3 protein-coding genes are annotated in these 26786 nt (G+C 65.9%); all 3 read left to right on the top strand.

Annotation, left to right across the window (positions count from 1 at the left end):
- The 3 genes from LSQ66_RS05810 (at nt 1) to LSQ66_RS05820 (ending at nt 26768) form a co-directional block, all read left to right on the top strand.
- The gene (locus LSQ66_RS05810) at nt 1–567 is read left to right on the top strand and encodes a hypothetical protein (RefSeq protein WP_231768845.1); all 567 of its coding nucleotides are present in this window, start codon (nt 1–3) and stop codon (nt 565–567) included.
- Nucleotides 568–593: 26 nt separating this feature from the next.
- Complete coding sequence (locus tag LSQ66_RS05815; protein WP_231768846.1) at nt 594–998, top strand: hypothetical protein; 405 nt, start codon at nt 594–596, stop codon at nt 996–998.
- 153 nt (nt 999–1151) lie between these two features.
- Nucleotides 1152–26768, top strand: a complete 25617-nt coding sequence (locus LSQ66_RS05820; RefSeq protein ID WP_231768847.1) for a hypothetical protein — start codon at nt 1152–1154, stop codon at nt 26766–26768.
- The last annotated feature ends 18 nt before the right edge of the window (nt 26769–26786 follow it).

Raw genomic sequence — 26786 nt, forward strand, 5'->3', positions numbered from 1 at the left:
ATGGATTACGCCCACTTCGACGCGGAAGAGCTGCTGCATCTGGCCATCCAGGCGATCGGCGACCAGGACCACGCGGCTGCGATCGGCCGGCTCAAGCGCAGCCTCGAGCTCGATCCTGCCGTGAGCCAGGCCCACTACCTGCTTGGTATCGAGTACGCCCTGATCGGCATGGCCGGGCGGGCGATCGACACTATCGGCCGGGCCCTGGCATTATCCCCGGATATGCCGCTGGCCCGCTTCCAGCTCGGCATGCTGTTGGTGACCAGCGGGCGCATGGACGAAGCGCGGTCGGCGTGGGCCCCGCTCGACGGCCTGGGCGACGGTCATCCGCTGCAACTGTTCAAGGCCGGGGTGTTGCATCTCGTCAGCGAAGAGTTTGACGAGGCCGGCCGCTGCATCGCCGCCGGGATTGCCGCCAATACCGTCAACCAGGCCTTGAACCGCGATATGCAACGCGTGCTGGAACGGCTCGAGCAGGGCGCCGCGCCGGCGCCGCAAGCGCCCGTGGCCGCCGACGCGGCCCCGCACCTGGCGGTGGCCGCATACCATGGGAACGGTTCGCGCTAGACGCGGCGCCATCCCGAGCCACGCCCATGACCGCCCTTAGCAGCGTCCAGCAGATTGTCACGGTCATCCGCGCGGCCATGGTGGGGCGGGCGGCCGCGCCCGGCGGCACCGCGCGGCCGCCCAAGCGCCGTGCGGCGGGGCGGCCGGACTCCGGGCCCGGGCTGGGGGCGCTGATCGCGGCGCGGGTGGCGGCGATCGACCCGGACGATCCCGCGCGCGGCCGGCGCGCTTTTCGCATCTTCCTGGAAGCGGTCCTGCTCAACGAGCTCGGTCAACAGCTCATCAACGACCCGGCGTTTTATGCCCTGGCGGACGCGGTCGAACGCCAGATCGCCGCGGAGCCGGCCCTGGCGCTGCTGGCCGAGGCCGCCAGCGCCGCCTTGCTTTCTGATGAGTCCGCCATGACGACCCGTCCGCACCAGGCCAGTTAGGGCGCGCCCTGGCGGGCGGCTTACGGATCGCTTACGGCGCCGTACATTCCGCTAAACCATCTTCTTTCCGCATGGATAACTTGGGCAGGACGGCGCTCGCATGGCAAGGCGCTGCCACCCTCCACCCATTTTTTTGCATGCTGAAGGAATACTATGGTCGCCATCGTCGCGGGGAATCAACTAGGTTTGCTGTCGGGTTCGCTGTCCAAGCTGGGCGCGGGCGGCGTGCTCGGATCGGCCGTGCACGGGCGCAGTGCCGAGCAGGTGTACGTCAATGCGGCCACCGGCAACCTGGCGATGCAGCAGCGCGACGAGCTGCTGACGGGCGTGGGCCAGGATTTCGCCGCGCTGCGCACCTACAATAGCCAGGGCGAATGGGATGCGGACACTGCCGACCAGTGGAATCTCGGCATGTACCGCCACGTGCGCAGCCTGACCGGCAGCCACGTCAATGGAGCCGACAGCACGATCACCCGGGTGGACGCCGACGGTTCCGCCCTGGTCTACACCTACGACGAAACGCGCGGGCTGTATGTCTCGGCCGGGGACGGTACCCAGACCGATACCCTGAGCTACGACAAGGCGAGCGGCACCTGGTGCTGGACCGATGGCGCCACCCAGGTGCGCGAGACCTATGCCTGGTCCGCCGCGGATGATCATGGCCGCCTGCTGTCGCAGGCTGACCGCGACGGCAATACCACGAGCTTCCATTACGATGCTGGGTCGGGCCTGCTTTCCCATGTGGTGACGGCCAGCGGCGAAACGGTGTACTTCGATTACGAGGGCAACAAGCTGGCATCGATCCACCGCGTCGGCAGCGGCGGAGAAACCCTGGTGCGCACGTCCTACGAGTATGACGACCACAACCGCCTGTGGAAGGTGCACACCGATCTGGGCGAGGCCTCCCTGCACGGCACCTATACGGTCAGCTATGCATACGACGGCGACAGCTCGCGGGTCAGCTGGCTGGAGGCGACCGATGGCAGCAAGCTCGAGTTCAGCTATGTGTTCCAGGAGGGACGCTACCGCATCGAAACGGTGACCGATCACGCGTCCCACCAGACCACGTCCTTCTCTTATGACCTTACGGCGCGGCGCACCAGCGTCACCGACTCGCTCGGCGGCGTCACCCTGCTGGATTATGATGCCGATGGCAACCTGCTGCAGGTCCAGGCGCCGGAGGTCGCGGGCGAGCGCCAGGGGATCAGCTATACCTACTTCGGTGGCCGCGTGCATACGATGACCGATGCCGCCGGCAATACGGTGACGTATGTCTACGACGACAACGGCAACTGCGCGTTGCAGGACGATGGCGCCGGCTCCCGCATCGAGCGCAGCTTCGGTGCGCACAACGAACTGCTGGCCGAAACGGTGTTCGCGCCGGATGACGTTGAAAGCGGCGCGACCACCTACTACGTGTATGACGCCGAAGGCCACCTGCGCTTCTCCGTGAGCCCGCAGGGGCGGGTGGCCGAGCGCCGGATGAACGGCCTGGGCCAGTGTGTGCAGGAGCTGGTCTACCAGCAGGCCACGTATTCCGTGGCCGACCCGAGCGCGGCACCGGACGCGGCCGCGCTGGAAGCCTGGGCGGCCGCCCAGGACATGACCGAGGTCAGCGCCACCGAGTACACCTACGACTTCCGCGGCAATATGGAAACCCGGACGGTGTATTCGAGCACCATGGCCGACGGCAGCGGCGACCGCTCGGCGCCCCTGACGACCTGGACCTATGCCTATGATCCGTCGGGCCTGCTGGTGAGCAAATTCGATGGCAACGAGCACGGCGAGACCTACGTCTACGACGCCCTGGGCCGCCTGCTGAGCACTGTGGACGCGAACGCCCACGTGTCCTCCGTGCTGTACAGCGACAGCGAACAGCGCACCGTATTCACCGGCGCGGACGGGCTGCAGCGGGTCGAGCAGTATGACGGCGCCGGCCGCCTGGTCTCGGTCGTGATCGCGGACCGTCCGGCCACCACCTATGAGTACGATGAGCTCGGCCGTCTGCGCCAGACCACCGATCCGACCGGCATGAAGCACTACATGCTGTATGACTCGGCCGGCCGCATGGTCGCGCAGATCGGCGGCGACGGTCGCGTGACCGAATTCCGCTATAACCGCCGCAACCTGCTGGCCCAGACCATCGCTTATGCCGCTGTGCTGACTGGGCCGCAGATGGCAGCGCTGGTGACGCCCGGCAGCGACGGGCGCGCGCCCTTGCTTTCCAGCATCGACGACCTGGCTGCGTTCCGCCCGGAAGCCGATGCCGGCGACCGCAGCAGCTGGAAGCTGTACAACCAGCGCGGCCGCCTGAGCCGTGAAGTCGACGCCCTGGGCTTCGTCACCGAATATCATCACAACCGCCAGGGCCAGGTGACCGCGTCGGTCCGCTATGCCGAAGCCCAGAAGGACTCCGTCCTGGCTGGGCTCACCCCGGATTCGCTGCCGTCGGCGCTGGAGTGCGAACGCGATGCCAAGAGCCGGGTGCGGCGCGCCGTGTACGGTGCCGACGGCCTGCTGGTGGGGGAATATGATGAACTCGGCTTCCTGACCGAGTACGTGCACGACGAGGCCGGCCGCGTGGTGCACACCATCCGCTATGCGACCAGCAGCGGTATGGCGCCGACGTCGACGCTGACGCCGCGCCTGGTGCGCCCCGCCGCTCACGAGGACGACCAGCACAGCCGTTCCATCTGGGATGGCCGCGGCTATCTCGTCGGTGAGATCGACGCCGAACGCCGCCTGACCGCCAACGTCTATGACAATGCCGGCCAGCTGGTGTCGTCGACCCGCTATGCCGGCCTGGTCCCCGTGGACAAGCTGGCCAGCACCGACCTGGCCGACCTGGTGGCCAGCGCGAGCGTGGCAGGCGAGGACCTGGTCACCACCAGCGCCTATACTGCGGCCGGCCAGCTGCAAACCACGACCGCGCCGGACGGAACCGTCACCCGCCACAGCTACGACGCCGCCGGCCGCCTGCTGAGTACCGTGCACGGCGACGGCCGGGCCGATGCGCGCACCACGCAGCGGGTGTACACCGACGGCCTGCTGACCCAGGAGATCGACGCCCGCGGCTTCGCCACCCGCCACGTGTACGACGCGGCAGGCCGGCGCATCAAGTCGACCGACGCGCTGAACCATTCGCAGCTGTACTACTACGACCAGCAAAGCGGCGACCTGGTCGCCACCGTCGACGGGGCGGGAGGGGTCAGCCAGCTCGAGTACAACGTGTTTCATGAGGAAGTGCGCCGCGCCCGCTTTGCCGAGCGCCTGTCCGCGCCGGTGCTCGCCGCACTCGAGGGCGGCTTCAGCAGCAACCCGCAGCTGCAGGCTGCCATCGCCAGCATTTATGGCTCGGTACAGTCGACCACCAGCGAGTACGACCGCGTGGGCCAGGTGGTGCGCAAGGCCGACGCCCTCGAGCACGCCGTCGAGTATTCCTACGACGCGTTCGGCGGCCTGTTCTCGAGCAGCCAGGTGATCGACACGGGCAGCTCGGCGCGCACCCTGGTCACCCGTTACGAAACAGACTTGCGCGGGGCGGTGGTACGCACCATCCAGGATGAGGCGGGCCTCGACCTGGAACAGGCCGCGGACTATGACGCCTTCGGCCGCGTCATCCGGCGTTACGACGGCAAGCATGCCGTGACGGCCATCAGCTACGACCATCAGGGGCGCGTGCTGAGCATCCAGGATCCGCTGGGACGCACCGTCAGCACCACCTACGACGCCTTTGGCCGCGTGCTGAGCGAAACCGATGCGCTGAACAACCAGACCACCTATCAGTACCAGCGTGACGAGCGCAGTGTCACGGTCACCCATGTGGCGACCGGCATCGTGACGGTGACCGTGTCCAATCCCTACGGCGAGACCTTCCAGGTCATCGACGCCGATAACGGCGTGACCACCTACGCCTACAACAAGAACGGCCAGCTGGAATCGCTCACCTCGCCGCTTGGCAAGGTCCGGACGCAGGACTACGACGAGGCCGGGAACCTGTGGCTCGCGACCGACGAAAACGGCAACAAGATCAAGTACGTCTATGACGCCGCCAACCGGCGCAGCGCGATCCATGTGGACCCGGACGGCCTGAACCTGGTGACCACCTACGCGGTGGGCTTTGACGGCGAGCACAGCACGGCCACCACGACCGATGCCAATGGCGTGGCGACGCGCACCACGTTCGACGCCAACGGCAACGTGCTCGAGCGCGCAGTCGATCCCGCCGGGCTGAACCTGCGCACCACCTTCACCTACGACGCCCGCGGACTGGCGCTCAGCATGACCGAAGGCGCCGGCACCGGCGCCGCCCGCACCACGCTGTATGCGTATGATACCGCCGGCCGCCGCGTTTCCGAAACGGTTGACCAGGCGGGCCTGAACCTGGTCACGTCCTACACCTATGACGCCAACGGCAACCTGGTGGCAAAGACCGATGCATGCGGACAGGTCTGGCGCTATGGCTACAATGCGGACAACGAACTGGTCTTGTCGGTCGATCCGCTCGGCCAGGCGACCAGCACGGCCTACGATGCCAAGGGGCAGCCGATCAAGACCATCCGCCATGCCGCCGCCATCGCCCTGGCGGCGCTGCCGGCGCCAGCGGCCATGGCCGCGAGCCCCGATTGGGCGGCAGGCATTGCGCTGCCTGACAGCCCGGCGGACCAGGTGACGCGCACCTGGCGCGATGCCGATGGCCGGGTGACGTTCACGCTGTCGCCAGCCGGCCAGGTGCGCGGTTTCGACTACGATGGGAACGGCAACGTCCTGCGTATTGTCGACTATGCCGGCACGCCCAGTGTGGTGACCGATACGGCCCTGGCGATCGCCGCGACCTCGCTCGACCGCCGCGTCCAGATGGCCTATGACGCCGGCAACCGCCTGTGCTACACCATCAGCGCGGAGGGCTTCGTTTCCGCCCGGCTGTACGACGCCGCCGGCCAGCCGGCCGGCACGGTGCAGTACACGAATCCGTACTTCGACCCGGACACCAGCAAGGCGGCCCTCGACCTGTTCTATGGCCAGCCCGATCATCTCGCCGAGACCGATCGCCGCGCCTACACCGTCTATGACGGGGCGGGGCGCGCGGTGTATGACGTCGATCCCACGGGCCATGTCGTGCGGCGCGTGTATGACGCGGTGGGCCAGGTGGTCGAGCGCATCGCCTACGCCCACGCCTATGACGGCGCGGACCACAGTAAGACGGCACTCGACACGTATGTGGCCTCCCACGAGAAGGCGGCCGACCAGCACACCTATTATGTGCATGACCATGCCGGCCGCGTGGCCTACGAGCTCGACCGCCAGCAACACGTCGTGGCCCACCGCTTCGACGCGCTCGGCCAGGAGATCAGCACCACCTCGTATGCCAAGGGTTATGGCGGCGCCTTGAACAAGGCCGCGCTCGACCTGTTTTACGAGAGCGCAAGCAATCAGCGTGCCGCCGACGTTACGGAATACCGGGTGTACGATGCCGCGGGGCGCAGGGCATTCAAGGTGGGGGCCGACGGACGCGCCGTCCAGTACCGCTATAACAAGTGCGGTCAGCTGACGGAAACCGTGGAGTACGCCAAGCGCTATACCGGCGCAATGACCAGGCCGGTTCTGGAGCAGTTCTATGCGCTGCCGGCCAACCAGGACGCGGCCACCGACCGGCACAGCCGAGCCCAGTACAACAATGCGGGACAGCTGCAGCGCGAGATCGATGCCCAGAACCATGTCACCGAATACGTGTATGACGGACTCGGTCGCCTGACCCTGACCACCCGCTACAGCAGCAGCGGCAACTCGTCGATCGACGCCGGCGGCACCGTCACCATCGTGCCGCCGGCGGCCAGCGCCCTGGACCGCCGCACCTTGCACCTGGAGGATGCCGCGACCCGCACCAGCTGGGATGTCGATGCCGAAGGCCGGATCGTGAAGCGCATCCTGAACAGTTTTGGGGAAGTGGAGACCACGGTCACGCTGGCGGCGCCGTTTACCTGGACGGCCGGCGGCGTCACCCGCCGCTGGACCGACGGGACAGCGGTGCCGGCGGCGGCAGACCTGCCGGGCTTGCTGACCGGACTGCTCAACAGTACTGCGGACCGCGTGACGTGGACGATGCACGACCAGTCCGGCCGCGTGATCCGTACGATGGATGCGTCGGCACATGTCGTGGCGTACACCTACACGGCGTTCGGCGAAGCGCTGATGACTACCCGGGAGGCCCATACCGGCGTGGCGTCGGCCGATACCAACGGCAATGTCACGATCGTCATGCAGGCCGGGGCGATCCCCCCACGGTCCACGGCCGTGGTGCAGGACCCTGCCCACCAGTGCGAATGGACGATTGACGAAGAAGGGCGCATCACCCGCACCCGCTTCGACAACCTTGGCCGCGTGGCCAGCCGCACGGTACTGGGCAGCACGGTCGCCAACTGGGCGGCCATGGCGGTGGTGCCGGATATCGACACGCTCATGGAGAAGCTCGAGGCGGGTAGCAACCGCAGCACCTGGTATGCGTATGACGTGCAAGGCCGGCTGACCCGGACGATGGACCCGGCGGGGCACGTGACCGAGCACCAATACGATAGCCAGGGCCGGGAGGTCCTGACGATCGAACATGCCGCGCTTGGCCAGCCGAGCATCGACGCCGACGGCATCGTGTCGATCTCGGTGGCGTCCCAGCCTGCGCTGGATCGCCGCAGCGCCCGCCTGGTGGACGTGGCCAACCGCCGCGAATGGCACATCAATGCGGCCGGCGCCATCGTGCTGGTCCAGACCGACAGCTTCGGCCAGGTCGCCAGCACGACCACGCTGGCCGCGACGCTGGACGATTGGGCCCAGGGCGGCGGACTGCCGGCCCTGTCCGAGCTGGCCGGAAAACTGGATCCTGCGCTGGACCGCACGACCCGGGTGGCGTACAACCGCCTGGGCCAGCAGACGGCCGCCATCGACGGCCGCAACCACGTCGTCACCTACGAATACGACACGCTCGACCAGCTGACACTGACCACGGAATATTTCGAGGCGGGCAGCGCCGCTGTCGACGCCGAAGGCAAGGTCGTGGTGACGCCGCCCGAACGCTCGCTGCGCGACCGCCGCACCCTGGAACTGCGCGACGTGCCGAACCAGCGCATCTGGCAGGTGGACCAGGATGGCCACGTCACGCTGACCCAGCTGGACGGCTATGGCCAGGAGGCCACGGTCACGGCGCTGTCCAAGGTGCTCCGGTGGAACGTGGGCAGCAGCGCCTGCGAGTGGACCAACGGCACTGACAGGCTGCCGACGCTGGCGGACCTGGAAGGCTGCCTGGACACTGCAGGCGACGCGACCACGCGCTACGCCTACAATCGCCGCGGCCAGGTGGTGCGCACCGTGGATGCCCTCAACCACGTCACGGTCCAGGCCTATGACGACTTCGGGGATCCGACCGTCGCGACCGAGTACTACGGCGTGGCGAGCGGGGCGGCGTGGAGCCGCGACCCGGTGAACGGCCTGATCAGCATAGCTGTGCCGCCCGCCAACAGCCAGGACCGCCGCACCGCAACGGTGGTGGACCTGGCCCTGCACCGCACCTGGCACATCCTGGCCGATGGGCGCCTCATTCTGGAGCAGTTCAACGCCTTCGGCGAGCTCGAGTGCACTACCGAGCTGGCCGCCCCGGTAGCCAACTGGGCGACGACCGCCGGGGCGGCTGCCGGCCTGCCCTCGGCGGCCGCGCTCGCCCTCAAGCTGAACGCGGCGCACGACCGGCGCACGGTCACCTTGCGCGACAATGAGAACCACATGGTCTGGCACATCGATCCGGAGGGCCGGGTCACGCTGGAAGAGGTGGATGCGTTTGGTCATCCGACCAGGACCACGCAACTGCATGCGACCGTGCACGGATTCGGCGGCGGCACCGCGGTGCCAGGCCTGGTACAGCTGCGCGGCATGCGGGACCTGAGCGCCGCGAGCAAGGACCTGATCAGCTATACCGAGTACAACGACCTTGGGCAGGCGATCCACACCATGGACGCGCAGCTGCACACCACGACCAACGAATACGACGTCTTCGGCCGCCTGGTCATGAGTACTGCGCATGCGGGCGCCGGCAGCGTGTCGCGCGACCCGGCCGGCAACGTGACCATCGTTGCCCAGATCGACGCCGCCAAGGACCTGCGCACGGCGGTGGTGTACGACGACCAGGCGCAGCGCGTCTGGCGCATCGGCGCAGACGGCAGCGTCAGCATGACCCAGCTCGACGGCCAGGGCCGGGAGGCGGTGGTGACCCGCCTGGCCGCGCCGCTGGAATGGACCGCGGGCGGCACCGCACGCAAGTGGGTGGACGGCAGCACGCAGCGCCCGGACACCGGGATTCTGAACGGGCTCCTGAATCCGGCCGCCGATCGCACCAGCCTGCAGGTCTACGATGCCGCCGGCAACGTGCTGCGCACCATCGATGCCCAGAACAACGTCACCGCCTACGCCTACGATGGACTGGGCCGCTTGTACCTGACGACCCGGTACAGCAATGCGGGCAGCGCTTCCGTGAACAGCCGTGGCGACGTCACAATTACCCTTCCGGCGGCGAGCGCGGCGGATCGACGCACCTTGCATGTGGTGGATGCGGCGAACCATGCGACCTGGGAGGTCGACGCCGAAGGCCAGGTGACCTGGACCCAGGCGGGCAGCTTTGGCGAGCCGGAAACCGTGACCGCCCTGGCCGCGCCGTTCACCTGGAGCGCCGGCGGCGTTACCCGCCGCTGGACCGATGGCACGGCCACGCCGCCGGCGGGGTCCGATCTGGCCGCCATGCTCAACAGCCTGCGCAACAGCACCAGCGATCAGGTCACCCGGATCATGCATGACCAGGCTGGCCGCGTGACCCGTACCATGGACGCCGAGCGCCGCGTGACCGAGCTGAGCTACGGGCCCTTCGGGGCGGTGCAGGTGACGACGGTCTACGCCAATCCCGGTACTGTCGACGTGGACAGCGTCACGCACAGCGTGACCATCCGCGTGGACGCCGATACGGCGCACGACCACCGTACCCTCATGCTGTCCGATCCCGCCACCAGGCGCGAGTGGAGCGTCGACGAGAACGGCGACATCACGATGACGGAAAGCGACGGCTTCGGCCGCGTGGCCCGCCGGGCGCAGCTGGTCAAGCGCTTGAGCTGGACCGTGGGGGGCGCCACCGTGGCGTGGGCGGACGGCACGGCCGGGGTGCCGGACCTGGCGGTCCTGAACGGCCTGCTGACGGACGAAGACCGTGTCACCCGCTATGCCTACGACCGGGCTGGCCGCCTCGCGCGCACCATCGATCACCGCGGATACGTCACGCAGCAGTCCTACAATGGCCTGGGCGAGCCCACCGTGCGCACGGACTATGCGCAGCTTGGCAGCTGGAGCGTCGACAGTGAAGGAATGTACTCCATCGATGTCGACGATGCTCCGGGTGCGGACCGGAGAACGCTGCAGTTGCACGACAAGGCCTCGCGCACCGAGTGGGAGATCGACCCGGCGGGAAGAATCACCGTGCGCCGCGCAGGCAGCTTCACGGCGCGTGACAAGGCGGGGCGCTACCTGGAGGCGGGGACGGTCACGCAGTTGCAGCAGACCTTGCCGGGATGGGCTGCCGGGACGGCCGATGTGCCGACGGTGACCGAATTGACGCAACAGCTCGATGCGGCCGAGGATCGCAGCAGCTACACCGTCTTCGATCGCCTGGGCCGCCCCACGCGGAGCATCGACGCCCAGCTGCATGTCACCGACTTCAACTACGATAACCTGGGCCAGCTGGGGGGGACGTACCGTTACAAGAACCCGGCGCCCGCCGGCGCAGTGACCGTGGATGCGCGCGGAAACGTGTCGATCGCGCAACCCACCGCCACGGCCGAGGACCTGCGCACGCTGGAGCTCCACGATGCAGGCAACCAGCGCAACTGGAGCGTGGATGCGGCGGGTCATATCGTGATGGAGCAGCTGGATAGTTTTGGCAACGTGCTCGCACGGACCGAACTCGCCGCGCCGCTCACCTGGCTGGTCGGCACCACGCAAAAGAGCTGGACGGATGCGCTGGCGGCCATTCCGGCAGCTTCCACGCTGCTCGAGCGCCTGGCCGCGCTGGTCAATACGGCGGCCGACGCGTCAACGACGTTCGCCTACAACAAGGCCAACCAGCTGATCCGCACGACCGATCCGTCGAGGCTGGTGACCGAACAGCTGTACGATGCCTTTGGCCTTGAAGCGGGCACCACGCAATACGGTGTCAGCACCGCGGCCGGCACGGGCGCGGACGCTCCCTCGCTTACACGGCGAACCCGCGAAATCGAGGACGTCGCCGGACACCGCCGATGGACGGTGCTGGCGGACGGCCGCATTGTCGTGCGCCACCTCGATCCGTTCGGCGAGGTGGACACGACGATCGAGCTGATGGCGAAGGTCGACAATTGGGAAACCGGCGTAGGCGACATTACGCTCGCCGCCCTGGTCGCAAAATTGGATCCAGTCCACGACCGGCGCACAGTTGTCATCCGCAGCCTTGGGGGCGGCGAGGTATGGCAGATTGACGCCGAAGGCAGCGTCACGTTGACCGAAGCAAATGGCTTCTACAAGGTGGTCAAGTCGGTTCGCGTGGATGAGGTGACGAAGACAACGCGCTTGGCGCAGCGGGTCGAGAACTGGGCCGAGGGGGCGCCCGTCCCGTCGTTGTCCACCTTGCACGCAATGCTCACCGACAACGACCGCAGCGAGTATGTGGAATACGACGCCGGCGGGCGCGTCATCCGTACCATGGACGCCCTGCGCCATGTTATCGAGAAGTCATACGATGCGCTTGGCGTGCGCGTCACCACGACGGAATACGTCGCTGCCGGACCGGTACCGGCCGGATCGTCCGGAAACTACCATATCGACCATGGAACGGCGCACCCCGCGCAGGACCGCCGCACCGCCGTTGTTACCGACCTGGCCGGGCAGAAGAGCTGGTCCATCGGGCCGGATGGCAGCGTCGAGCTGACCCGCACCGACAGCTTCGGGCGCGTGACGTCGCGCACCCAGGTCGCGGCCGCGCTGACCTGGACGACAGGCGGCGTCACGTACCGCTGGGTCGATGGCACGACCGAGCTGCCAGACCTGGCGGCGTTGAACGGCCTGCTCAACGCCGCCAACGATCGCACCACCAGCTATACCTACAATGCAGCTGGCCAGGTGCTGCGCACCATTGACCCGAAAAACTTCGTGACCGAGGCCGCTTACGATGCTTTCGGTCGCCAGACGCTGTTGACGAGGTACGCGAGCGCCGGCAATGTCAGCTTCGATGCGACGGGCAAGGCGACCATCACCGTAACCGCGTCCCCGTCGACGGATCGCCGGATCGGCACCGTCATTGACGAGCAAGGCCGCAAGACCTGGACCATCGACGAGGAAGGTTTTCTCACGCTGCAGCAGACCAACAGCTTCAACGAGGTCGAGTCAGTCGTCCAGGTCAACAACGGTCCCCTGGAATGGGGCTCGCCCAAAGTCAAATGGAAGGATGGTTCCGCCACGTCCTTGCCGCCGCTTGCCGTGCTCGAAGGGAAGCTGGGCCCCGACGACCGGGTGACCCGGTACCAGCACGACCATCTGGGGCGAGTTACCCGAACCGTCGGACCGCTGTTCCAGGTGACCGAGCAAACCTATGGCAATTTCGGTGAAGCGACTGAAGTTCGCCAGTACGCGAGCTTGCCGGCCAGTGATCCGGCCACGGTCGATGCCCATGGCAATGTCGAGATCACGTTGCCGACGAAGACAGCCGATGACCGCCACACCCTGACCATGCGGGACCTGGTGCACCATCGCGTCTGGCAGGTCGGGGCGGGTGGCGAGGTGAGCGTTGCGGCCACCAATGCCTTCGGCGAAGTCGAAACGCGCACCGCCCTGAGCAGCCTGCTCAGCTGGAAGGCGGCCGGGACCGACGTGCTCTGGACCGATGGCTTGGCAGCGCTTCCGAGCCTGGACGATTTCGAGCACCTGCTCGATCCGGCGCAGGACCTGACCACGTATTTCGCCTATACCAAGGCTGGCAAGTTGGCGCGTTCCCTCAACCCGCAGCTGCATGTCGAGGAGATGACTTATGACGAATTCGGTAGCCTCCAGCTGACGACCCAGTTCGCCGGCGAAGGGCGCTGGACGGCCGCGACCGCGACCGCCCCGGCCCAGATCGATGTGACGGCGGAGCCAGGCGCGGATCGCCGCCGGGCCGAGGTCGAGGACGCCCAGAACCGCCGCCATTTCCAAATCGGCGCGACCGGCACCATCACCATGGAGGAACGCGACCTGTTTGGCGAGGTGGTGCGCACCACGGTCTTTGCCCAGGCGCTGGGCGGCTGGGCGGATGGTACCCTCACCGGCGTACCGGATGCCGCCAGCCTGTACGCGCTGCGCAATGCCACGCTGGACCGTGCCACGTCGGCCGTGTACACGAAGCTGGGGCAGGCTGCCGTGACCATCGATGCGATGGGCAATGTGGCCACCCAGACGTTCAACGCGTTTGGCGAAGCGTTTGTGAAGACCTTCTACGCCACGCCGATTGCCGGCTGGAACGCAGGCAGCACTTTCGATGGCACGCTGCCGATGGCGGCCAATGCCCGTTATGAAGTCTCGGTCTTCAACAAGGCGGGCCAGCTGCGCTTTACTTATGACGGGCTGCGCTATCCGGTGGAATACCGCCGCAATGCGTTCGGTGAGGTGGTGGACACCTTCAGCCGGCCCGCGAGCATTGGTTCCCTGCCGTTGCCGCCGACGACAATGCCGAGCGAAGCCACGTTTGGATCGCTGCCGGCGAAAACCCGTCATGAGGCATCGATCCTCAACAAGATGGGCCTGGAGGAGTATGCAGTCGACGCAGGGGGCAACGTCACCCAGTTCGTGCGCAATGCATTTGGCCAGGTGGTCGAAGAGTTGCGCCACGCCACGCCGATCACGGATTGGGGCGTGGATGCCTATGGCGTCATCAAACCGTTCACCAAGGCGGGGCTCGCCGAGAGCACGGCACGGCGCACGGCCTACGTCTTCGACGACGCGGGACGCGTGACCGCCACGATCAACGAGCTTGGCTATGTAACGCAGACCTTGTACAACGCGGCCGGCCAGGAGGAGTGGGTCATTCAGTATGCGGCGCCCATCACGGTGGGACTGGACGCCGCAGGCCGGGCCGCAGCAGTGAATGCGCTGTCTGGCGACCCGGCGGCCAGGGCCGAGGCCAGGGCAACGCTGACGGTACGCGACAAGGAAGGCAAGCCGGTCACGCTGATCGACGCCGGAGGAAACGTCAGCACCGTCGAATATGACGGAGTGGGTAATGCCGTGCGCACCACGCGCTATGCGCAGCCGATTGCCGGCTGGTCGGCGGCCAGCAGTTTCAATGGGACCTTGCCTTCGGCGGACGGGGCGCGCGTGAGCGTGGCCAGCTTCGATGCGAACGGCCAGGTCGCGGCTGCGGTCGATGCACGGGGCGTCGTGGTGCGCTACGAACGCGACGCGTTCGGCGCCGTGACACGGCAAACCGCGTTCGCGGTAACGGTCACCCCTGGTTTGGAGGGCGACGCGCTGGAGACGGCGCTCGCCAACCTGTATGCCACGGGCTCGGCGGGGGCGCGGGCGGTCAGCACCGTCTACAACCAGAACGGCCGGGCCAGCATCGTGATCGACCCGGTTGGACATGTAAAGCGCATGACCTATACGGCGTTCAACGAGGAGCAGCTGGTCTACGAGTACGCGGTACCGATCGCGAACTGGGGGCCGGACAGTACCTTTACCACGCTGCCGTCCGTTACCGGTGCCCGACTCACGGCCAAGGTCTACGATGTGGCCGGAAACCTGATCGGCGTGGTCGATCCGATGGGTTACCAGACCCAGTATCGCTATGACGCTTTCCACCAGAGGACGAGCGAGGTGGCTTTCCCCTACGGGAAGACGACCTGGAACCTGGACAACCCGGTCATTCCGAACGTGACGGCGATTCCGGACGGTTCCGGGACCTACAAGGGCATCGAACGGGTGACGGTCTATAACTACGATGCGTGCGGCCGCCTTGTGGCGCAAGCCGATCCGCTCGGCCGGGCGATCACGTATGCCTACAACGCCTATGACGAGGTGCTGGTCAAGAAGGAGTTCCAGGACCCGCTTACGCCGTGGGGCGGTGCGAGCCTCAACAATGGCGACCTGGCGCCCACTGGGGACGCCCGCGATACCGCCTTCGTCTACAACCGGGACGGCAGCGTGGCCTATCAGGTGGAGCCGACCGGCTGCGTGACGGAGTTCGCCTACGACGCATTCGGCCAGCAAACAGCAAAGCTAAGCTACGCCAATACGGTAGCGGCGTGGGCGGTAACGAGCAGCTCCTATGGCACCGTCATGAAGGCGGCTGCCGCTCAGATGGTTGCAGCCGATAGCGCCTTGGACCGTCTGGAAGCCAAGGGCTATGACCATGGTGGAGTACTGGTTTGCAGCGTGAACGCTGCCGGCGTACGGACCGATTATGTGCATGACGCGTTTGGGCAGCCGACTTGCGCCCTGCAGTATGCCAACCTGGTGCCTGGGTGGCCCGGCGCCATCCCCTCCAAGTCGGCCCTGGCTACGCTGCTGGCCACGCCGCCGGCCGCCGATGCAAGCGACCGCCTCAGCACGACGGTGTACGATGGGACGGGGAACGTCGCGGCCGCGATCGACCCGCTCGGCGTGCGCACCGACTATGCCTACAACGCGTTTGGCCAGCGCACGGCCACCCTGCAACATGCGGTGGCGATCGGCGAATGGCCGCATGCCATGCCGTCTGCTGCCCAGCGCAGCTCCCTGGCCGCACTGCTGCCGGCACCGGACCTTGCCGACCGCTTTAGCGCCACGATGTACAGTGCCGACGGACTGGCGCTCTCGACGGTGGACGCGCTCGGCTACCGCACGGACTATACCTATGACGGCTTCAAGGACGTGGCCGGAACGGTCCAGCGCGACCTGCCGGTGGCCGCATGGCCACACACGATGAAAACGGCCCAGGAGGTCGAGACCCTGCTGGCCAACAGGCAAACCAGTGCGAACGACCGCTATACCGCGGTGCAGCGCGACCTGATGGGGCGGGCTGTGAACGTGGTCGACCCGATGGGCTACGTGACCGAGAACACCTACGATGTCTGGGGCAACCGCATCCGCGAGAAGCGCTATGCCACGGCACTGGCCAACTGGCCGAGCGACGTTCTCGACGCCAGCGCGCTGAAGACCAGGTTGAATGACGTGGTGGCCAGCGCCACGGCCGATCGCAATACACGCACGCTGTACGACCTGGCCGGCCAGCAGCGGGCCGAGATCGATGCCGAGCTGTTCGTGACCTTCAACGTGTTCAACAGCTACGGCGATGTCACCGAAACGCGCCGCTATCCGAGCGCTTTTGCGAACCGGACCGACGCCGACAACGCCACGCTGGCGAACGTCACGAGCGGCCGCGGTACACCGACTTCGATCACGTACGGCCGCGACAAGGCCGGGCGCGCGGCCACGGTGACGAGCGCGGATGGCACCGTGACCAAAACGGCTTTCGACGCCTTCGGCGCCGCGACGGACGTGGTCGAAGCCTTCGGCCAGCCGGAAGAGCGTACCACGCACAAGCAATACGACAAGGCTGGCCGGGTACTGGAGGAAACGCTTGCTTATGGAAGCGTGGACGCCGCGACAACCCGCTACAAGTACGTCAGGAATACGGTCAGCATTATCGACCCATGTGGCGTTGCGCTGACGGAGGACACCGGCAACCCCGCCTGGGCGCGACAGCAGCGCCTGGCGCTGGGCTATGCCGAAACCGTGGCCGGGCTCGGCAGCACCAAGGCCAGCCTGCTGGCCTTGTACACCACGGTTCAGGAGCTGGATGCCAACGGCCGTGTGGTCCGCAGCACCAATGGCTTGCAGGGAGTGACAACCACAACCTACGACGCGTTCGGCAATGTGAAGGAGGTGAGCGATCCGCGCGGCGGCGTCACGCGCAACTTCTACAATGGCCTGAACCAGAAGACCTGGCAGGTCACCGCCGATGGCAAGGCGGCGAAGATGCAGTATGACGCCTATGGCAACGTGACGAAACTCACCCACTTTGCCAGCGCCTGGAGCGGCGAGCTGCAGGGGGGGGAACCGGTGCTGGCCACCAGCACCAACGACGACTACACCGATTACGGCTACGACAAGGCCGACCATAACAGCGCGGAGACGACCCACGCCGGCAGCGCTTCCGCCGACCGGGTAACCGTACGCGAGTTCACCGCGTTCGGGCAGGTGAAGACCGAGCGCAATGGCGACTACACCGTCGCCACCGTCAAGCAATACGACCGGCTCGGACGCCTGAAGGCCGAAACCTTGCCGATCCAGTCGAAGGACAGCGGCGGCACCCTGCAATACGTGGTGAACAAGTACAGCTACGACGAGCGCGGCAATTGCACCGTGGCCATCCGTGCCTTCGGCTTGCCGGAGCAACAAACGACCACCAATACCTACGATGCCGCCAACCGTCTCCTGAGCACGACCGGCGATACCGTGCGCGTGTTCCAGGGCGGCGCCTGGGTCGATGGCGCGACGTCCACCAGCTACGCCTATGACCGGCTCGGCAATGTCATCACCCAGACCGACACCAGTGCGCTGGCGGGGGGCGCTGTCACCCGCAGCTATTACAACAAGCTCGGCGTCAAAGTGGCTGAGAGCAGCCCCAACGGCACCCTGGCGGTGTGGCGCGTGGATCCGATGGGACACGTGCACAAGCTTGAAGTGTATGGCAAGCCGGTCAGCACCGGCGGCAGCCAGATAGCGCTGCCGGCGAATACGGGGGGCACGACGCAAAGCCTGCTGTCCTACGACGCGGCGGACGTGCACGCGACCGAGTACGACTACGATAGCCTCGGGCGCCTGATCAAGACGCGCATCCGGGATGTCCTGCTGGGCAAGGTGGATGGCGACCTCGCGGGTGGACCCGGCTATGTGGCCTATCTCGGCAACGTCGAAACCGCCACCACCTACGACGCCAGCGGAAACGTGACAAGCCAGACCGACGCCAATGGCGGGGTCAAGCGCGCCTTCTTCGACCTGGCCAACCGCCCCATCCTGCTGATCGATGAGGCCGGGTATGTCACCGCATTCGATTACCCGGCGCCGACCAGCGTGCAGGAAACGCGCTATGGCGGCAGCCCGCTCTCCGCGGCTGAGCTGCAGCAGGCGCTGGGCGCCGCCGATCCCGCATCGGCGCTGCGCGACAAGGCATATCTGAAGGCCTTTGCGACCAACCCGGGCAGCGGCGCCGCCCGATGGAGCGTTCCATCCTACGATCCGGCCAAGGTCCACTGCACGGTCACCCTGTTCAACGGCCATGGCGACGTGGTGAAGAAGGCGCTGAAGCTGTCCGCCACCGATGAAGCGGCGGTGGTGTACACCTATAACGGCCTGGGCAAGGTGGCGGCCACCACAGACGCCAATGGTCAACAAACGAGCTACACCTACGATGCGGCCGGGCGCACCGTGGTGCAGGCCGTGGACCTTGGCCTGATTCGGGACAGCGACCTGGGCGCGACGCCGGGCAGCGCTGTGGACGTGGCCCAGGCGGTCACCGAAACGGCCTACAACGGGCTGGGATTGATCACCAGGACCACCCGCCGGGCAGCCACGGCCGCGTACGACCAGGTTTCCACCAATGCCTACGACGCCGCAGGCAGGCTCAAATCGGGCAACGACGCGCTGCTTCAATCCACTGTCTTCGGATACGATGTGGCGGGCAACCAGACCTTCATGGCGAAGGTCGTCACCGACGTGGATGGGACAAGGCGCACCCAGGTGACCGTGATCGAGTATGACAAGGAGCGGCAAGCCACGCGCACCTATACCATGTCCCACGACGGCGACCAGCTGAGCCTGGTTGCGGGCCGCTGGGAAATCACGGCGGCTTGCCTGAACGACGGTCAATGGACCAAGAGCACGGTTCAGGACAGCTTCTACGACGGCTATGGTCACGTCATCGGAAAATCCGTCCATGCCGACGGCGCTGCCGGAACCCTCCAGGAGTTCGCGGAATTCGACAAGCTGGGACGCCAGTGGAAGGGCAACAGCGGCGACGGCGTCACGAAGATCTACCTGTATGACGGCAACAACAATGCCACCTTGCAGTTGACTTCGGCCGGTATCAACCTGCGCAACAAGTCCATGAGCGACGTGGCCACCGCGCTGGTGAATGCGGGCGGCGCCGGCAGCAGCCTGCTTGAAAATGTCAATGTGGCGTTCTCGGTGTATGACCGCCGCAATGCGGTCGTCTCCACCCTGCACCCGCGCGACAGCGCTGCCAACGTGCTGCAGGCGATCGCCGCCAATGCCAGCGCCGCCACCGATGGCGTGCGTGCGGTCCTGCGGATCAACGGCAGCAGCCAGGCGGACGGCGGCGTCGCGGCGCCGGTGATCTCGACTGGTACAGTGACCGGGGCAGGGCACCAGACGCAGTACGTGCCGTTCACGGTCCAATATGAACAGAAGGTGCGGGTCTGGAACACCTCCACCGGTAACCCGGACACGTCCCGCACGTATCGCCAGACGACCTTCGAGCCCAGGAAGGTCGTCGTGAACGTCGCCCCGTTTGCGGGAGAAGGCGCGTATGGCCTTCAGGCAAACGGCCAATACGAAGTGGAGCTGTACGACAGCAGCGGCAACATCGTCGGCATGGGGACCAGCAATGCGTCAGGCGCGGTTGAAGTTATCTTCGACGAGTACTTTGCCGAAGTGCCACGCATCGGATCGATCAAGGTGTACGGGCGTTTCCACGATGGGCAGGCAAGCGGCGGACGGGCGCTGATCGCCCAGGGCGACTACGCCATTCCCCTCGATACCGCAACGGAGAGCATCCCGTGGGAGCCGGATTCGCAGCGGATCACCACCGAGAGCAAGGCGGAAGTGGTGACGCTGTATACCCATGCGTCCTACACCATCCACGCGACCGAAACGGTCTCGTGGGGGACTGAAATTCCCGAAGAGGGCATTCCGGTCCAAACCAGCTACAGTGTCGACTCCGTCTCGATCGATCTGAGCAAGGTCGTCGGCCGCGCGGGCAGCGGGTCATATGAAGTGCAAGTGCTGGTCGGGAACTACGTTGTCAGTTCCACGACGGCAGGCGGCGGCGAGACGGTTACGTTCAATCCGGCGCCCAACCAGGGCACGATACGCATCTGGCGTGATGGGGTCTTGATTGCAGAGGACGCGTACGCCTGCCCGACCTACCCGGCCGAAGTGATACCGGCGCCCCTGGCACCGCCGCAGGGCAGCAAGCCTGTGGAACTGGTCGAATTCCTGCGTTCATCCGAGCTGGCGCAGAAGCTGCTGATCAGCGATCTTCCGGCCACAACGACCAAGGTGGTGCTGGGTTATCACCGGGTGGGCAGCAACAGTCCGTTCAGCTATGTCAACTTGAACCACCCGACGTCCCTGCACGGGCAGGCCATCAACCGCCAGGACGTGTTCGAACTTCCCTTGGGCTCACTCGCCCTCGGCGAATACGAATACACCTACCTGGCCATGGACGATGCCGGTACCATCCTCGGCCGGGCCAGCGGGACCTTTGACGCCAAGGCGGACGGCGGGGTCGCCGCGACCATGACGGCGGGCCAGCTTGGCGGCAACGGTTTTGCCATGTTGCGCGGCGAAAAACTGGTCGTACTGGATCAGGGCCGCGTCACCGGCGACAGCGCTGCGCCAGCGACAGGTCGCAGCGCCCAGGTGCGCTATCGCCTGGCGGGCGCGACCGGTGAGTGGAGCACGGCCACCATGCAGGTGGCCGCTGCCGGCGACTGGCAGGGCGTGAGCCCGGCGGGCAGCTTCGAATGGGCGCTCCCTTCGGGCGTCACGGCCGGCATGTACGACATCGAAGTGGCGGTGTGGGACGGCCCCGGCCAGACGGGAACGCTGGTCAGCCAGCTGGCTGGCCAGGTCAGCCTTGGCGCATCGCACCTGGATGCTCCGGTTGCCATGAGCCCGCTGCGCGACAAACGCGGCGTGGTCCGGGTGAGCGGGCTGCCGGCGAACACCAGGCGCGTCGAGGTGCGCGTCGGCGACGGTGCCTGGACGGTGCTGCCGGCCTCGGCGCGCGTCGGCGGTGAGTTCCTGTGGGATGCATCCGGCCTGGTACCTGATTGGAACAGTACTTATCACTATACATATTCGATCCGCAGTTTCGATGTCGAAAACCCATTGGACGGGACGGTGCCCACCAGCCAGACCGATGGCGCCATCGACCTGGGGGCTGCCAGCGCGCAGACGGTGTCCAGGGCTGTGGCGACGGCCTCCTACCTGCCGCGCGGCGCTACCGAGCTGTTGTGGAAAGTAGGAGGGCTCGACCGCCGCGACCTGCTGGCGGAACGCAGCCAGACCTATGACGCGTTCGGCAACGTGGTGTCCCAGACCGATGCGCTCGGTCATACGAGCACCATGGAGTATGACGGTGCGAACCGGGTCACCCGCCAGCGCAGCGCCCCCGTCGATGCCACCGATGAGCACGGCACCACCGCGGGCATCCAGAAGACCACCAGTTACCGGTATAGCAAGGGCGGCAACCTGATGGCCGTTGGCACGTCGAATGGTGCCGACAACGGCGCCACAGAAAACGTAACCCGCTATAGCTATGTGAATGGTGCGAACGCCCAGGGCAAGCCGCTGGTGTTCGAGACCATCAATGCCGATGGATCGAAATCCTGGAACCAGTTCGATGCGTTCGGTAACGTGGTGGGCAGCACCGATGAGGAGCAGCGGCGCATCACCCGCAGCTACGACAAGCTCAACCGCATGACCGAATCGGTCGCGGAAACGTACCAGCCTGGTGGCAACCTGCTGCGGCGCACCAAGCACATCTATACGTTCGACGAGGTTGGCAACCAGACCTCGCATGCGACGCAACAGTTCTTCGGGCGCCCGACTGAGGACGGGGCGCCGCCAGCATCGCCAGTGCCACATACGGGCACGGTGACGGCGACCGAAAAGACTTACTACGACGCCGAGGGGCGCGTGGTGAGGACGCGCTCGGCGGCTGGCGTGGAGACGGCCTATTCCTACGCCTACGACGCAAACATTCGCAGCCTGAACGATGGCAGCGGCGACGACGTCGCCGTCGGCGGCTACATCAAGACCACCACCATGGCCGATGGCCGGACCTCGGTCAGTACGGAGAACATGTTCGGCCGCACGGTGTCGTCGGCGGACCTGGGCGGCAATGTGTTTGCCCGGAAGTACGACCTGGCGGGGCGCCTGTTGCAAGAGAGCGGCGGCAACGGCCGGGACGTGCGCTACACCTATTCTGCCGGGGGCAAGGTCCTGAGCGTCACGGACTACGGGACCAATGCGTTCACGACCTATCTCAGCACCAGCTACCGCTACGATGCAAACGGGAACCAGATCGAAATCGCCATATCGAATGGATTCCATACCGACAGCACCTCTGTCCAGTATGACGCCCTGAACCGCGTCATCCAGGTCGTGAATGCTGAAAGTACGGTCGCGACGCAATACGACGCGGCCGGCAACGTGCGCCACAAGCACAGTGAGTTCCACCAGGCGTCAGGGGGCCAAGCGTCCAGGGTGGAGGACGACTGGTCGCGCTACTACAGCACCAACCGGCTGTGGATCAGCCATGGCCGCCTGAACGAGACCACGCATCTGGTCGAGCGCGGCGATACGGGCATCTCCCTGACCTACTGGGCCAATGGACTGCGCCGCACGGCGGATATGGGCATCAATGCGCTGGGCGGCTATGGACGAGCCCAGACCGAAACCTACACCTACAACCAGGACAAGGAGATCGACACCGTTGTGCTGGGCGACCACAGCAAGTCTGTCCGCTATTACGGCCTGGACGATGCTGGCCGCAAGACGCTCTATCAGGAAGAATACCTGGCGGACGGAAAGATGGCCCGCAAGATCGAGACCGCGTACGACCTGGACAACAAGGTCGCCGTGCAAACCACGGTAGCCTACGACACCCAGAGCACCGAGGATGAGCAGCAGCACCGCATTGTGGAGAACACCTATCTGAGCGATGGGCATACCCTCGACAAGACCGTGACGAGGGAATACCGCACCAAGAAGAATGACGCCGAGCAGCCTCAGCGCAAGACCACGACCACGCACAGCTACGCGTGGGGGGATACCGCGCTGGAAACCGGCAGCCATGCGACCGACGAGATTATTCTTCCTGAGAACAACAAGGAGTTTATTCCTGGCGGAATGACGCAGTCCGCCGTGCATACCGTCACCCACTACGACGGCAACAACCGCGCAGTCCACACGGTGACGCGTCAGGCGAATCTGGTGTCCGAGCGGAAGGATGACGAGACCCGCTGGGTCACCGTGAACAAGGCGCGCAACGAGAGCACCCAGCTGTTTGACAGCAGTGGCGCCCAGCTGCGCCAGGACGAGGTGGCGCTGGACCACCGTTACACGCCGGACACGGGCAACCCCGATACGTTCAACGAGACCTATTCCGGGGCACATCACTACACCCGCAATTTCGTCGCCAACGGCGCCATCATCGGCACCATCACGGACAATGGTCCGGCACAATCGGCGTACCAGGTGCAGTCGCTGGCCATGGAACGCGCTGCCAAGAAGGCGTATCGCAACGTCTCGGACTTCGACCAGAACTACGTCGCGGTGGCGCCATCCAACGGTAGCGCGCCTGGCAACGTCTATGCCGTGCGCGCCGGGGACTCCATGCGTTCGCTCGCCCGCCAGTTCCTCGGGGATGCCGATGCGTGGTACCTGATTGCCGGGGCCAACGGGCTGGCGGCCGATACCGGGCTCACGGCCGGGCAGCTGATCCGTATCCCAAGCGACGCCATCGCCGCCAACTCGCACAGTACGAGTGAGACGAACCGCCCGCAATCGCTGGGTAGGCCGTTGGCGCCGTTGGCGGCGCCGGCAGCCACCAACAACGTATGCGGCGCCATGGGCGACCGGCTGGTGGAAGGTGTCTCGTTTGTCGCCAGCTTGACGGTCGGCCTGGTCGTTGGCGCGGCGCTGGCGTCGAGCGGCATCGGCAGTATTGCCATTGGCGCCGTCTCGGGCGCGGCGGCGGGCGCCGCCGGGAATGCCGCCGGGCAGGGCATGCGCATGCTGCTTGGCATGCAGACGGAGTTCGATTTCGAAGCCGTCGGCTCGGCCGCCGTGCAGGGGGCGATCGGCGGCGCGCTGGGTGGATTTGGCAGCATGGTGGCCGGCGCCATAGGCACCACCGCCAACGCGCTGGGCAGCCAGCTGGGCGAAACGCTGGGCGACAAGGCCGGCGGAGCCATCCTGGGGCAGTTGGCCGGGGCCCTCGGCGGCGCCGCCGTGCGCGCCGAACTGGCCGCTGCGGGAACCTTGTTTGACCAGTTCATGCACAATCAGAAGTTGGATTTGCGCAAGGCGGGCACCGCGGCGCTTGGCGCGGCCGTCGGCTCCCTCCTGGGCAGCGCGACTGACTCCATTGCGCCGCTTGGGTTGGGGATGTCGGCATCGGCGCGCGCGGGGCGCATCGCATTGCAAGTGCTCGACCATGCGATTGGGCATTCGGTGGCCGAAGCAGTCCAGTCGAATCACCGCTTTGACGCGCTGAGTGCCGACAATCTGACCAGGGTCGCGATCGAAACCGTCTCCGACGCCGTCAATGACGAAGTGGCGCTGGCACGCCAGCGGCAAATCGCCGAAAAGCAACAGGCGCGCTGGAGTGCGAATTTCGGCGCTTCGCAGAGCGCGCTCAGCGATTTCTGGAAGCAGACGACCTTGCCACCGTTGGGCGCAGATCGCCTCAAACAGCGCGATTACAGCCTCGAGCCTATGGCGTCTTACGGTGAGGATAACACAGACGCAATTGCCGAATTTGGCACTGACGGCATCCTTTCGGAACCTGGCGAACTAATTGCAGCAACCGGACTTGGCGCGGCCGGTGGCCGGAGCGGGCCGATTTCGATCGGACGCAAAGCGCGGTTGGGGCAGATGAGCCGGTATCGACTGACGGGGGGCGGTGACGGGCCCGGGGCGGGGATTCACCTTTCCGCCAACTTGGATGAGTTTAGCCTGGCAGGCAGTTCCGTGTCCGGACGCGATGTCCTCAGCCATTTGGGCGTCTGGCAACATCCATCAAGCATGAGCTTCGGTCCATCGGATGTGGCAGATAGCGGCCAGCGCGGGGGTGACGAAGGTGCGGGAGAAGCACGAGGAACACAGCCTAATCAACTTGCACGGAAGCGCATTGCATCGCCACGGGCGGCTGCGTCCAATTCTTTCGTCAAGCCCTATGACGACGGAACGGCTACCGCTAGCGATGCGGTCCTGAACTACTCTGAGGTCGATCCGCTTCGGGTGCTTCCTCCATCAGCAGGACCGGCAAGGCAGCGGCCGCCCCGGTCGACATCGCAAGCAAGCAGCACACCACCAGCCGAGGTTAGCGCGCTTGTGCCCTTGGCAAGTCTTGGGCCCGCACCGGTTCAACCGAGCGTACTGGCACCTGCATTGGCGGAGGAAGTGCTCGCACAGGGGGGAGCTTTGGATGCGGTGGCGGGCATGGCGGAGGCCGCTGGGCCTGTGTATGGCCCAGTGGAAAAGCCCGTTCTTTTAATCGCGCACGGCGGGTACCCGCGTACGCTTGCGCAGCTGGACGAGGTCTTGCCGACCCAACCTGTTCCCGCCACCCGGCCCGCCGCCGCCACGGTCGACCAGTTCCGACCCGGAACTGTAACGCGGCAGGACATGATCATGGACTTGATCGTTTTCGGGCGCGAGGAAGCAAACCCCATGCCGACGGGCCGTTTCGTGCCGGGTGAGGCGCTGCCTGCGGGAAAAGTGCTGAGTCCGTTGGCTGCACAGGAAGCCGCCCAATTTATTCAAGCGGTCGGACTGAGTGTGGTTGTGCCCGAAGAGCAGCCGATTGTCTCGATGTTGGTGCCGGCACTGGAGGCTGATAAGCTTAACAAGTTTCTTGCGCATACCGAAATGCCTCCGGGCGTGGAGGTGCGGCTGGTTCCCGTTGCGGGAACGTTACCCCTCAGCAGCGTCGTGGACATGTATCCAAATAGCCCTGTTATCGATGTGAGTTGCGGAGCGATGAACAACTCAAGGGTGGGGTACGAATATGTGGTTGGGGTGCAGGAACCGTTGCAGGGAGGGGAGCGCATATATGAGTTCACGCCCAAGGATTCCACCAAGCCTGCGATCCGAATGCAGGGGACGCAAGCCGTGGTTCCTGAGCCACCAGCCCCGCCGGTGCAAGCAACGCCGCCCGTCACGGCTGGAACGACGTTGGCCGGGGAAGGATCCTTGGCCGAGCGCTTCCTGCAGTCGCGCGAAACCATCGCAGCAACAACGGAAGCGTTTGGGCCGAAAGCGGGACCATGGATTGGCAGAGGGGCGGTCGGCTTGGGGGTACTGGGCGCCGGCGTGTCGGTAGGTCATACAGGGTGGGGGATTTACGAAACGGCGACTGCAGCGCCCGGCTACCAGGATGGCAGCAAACTCCTCGAGTCGTCGGCCGGAACGTTGGGCTGCCTCGGCGGTGCAACGATTGGCGCGGAAGGGTTGGGCGTCTTCTTTGCGCCGACCGGCCCCGGGGCCATCGTGGCTGCCCTCGTGGGGGGGACGGCTGGCTGCGTCATCGGAAGTTTCGTCGGCGTCGGCACCGCCAAGGTTGTCGGTGTCCCGGATCTCACCAAAATACAGTCTGAGGCAGCGCCTCAATACAAGACCGAATTTGAGAAAAATGCCCATTCTGCCCACGGCATCTGGGGGCGATAAGACCGTGCGAAGGTCGCG

The organism is Massilia endophytica, assembly GCF_021165955.1.
GTDB lineage: Bacteria > Pseudomonadota > Gammaproteobacteria > Burkholderiales > Burkholderiaceae_D > Rugamonas > Rugamonas endophytica.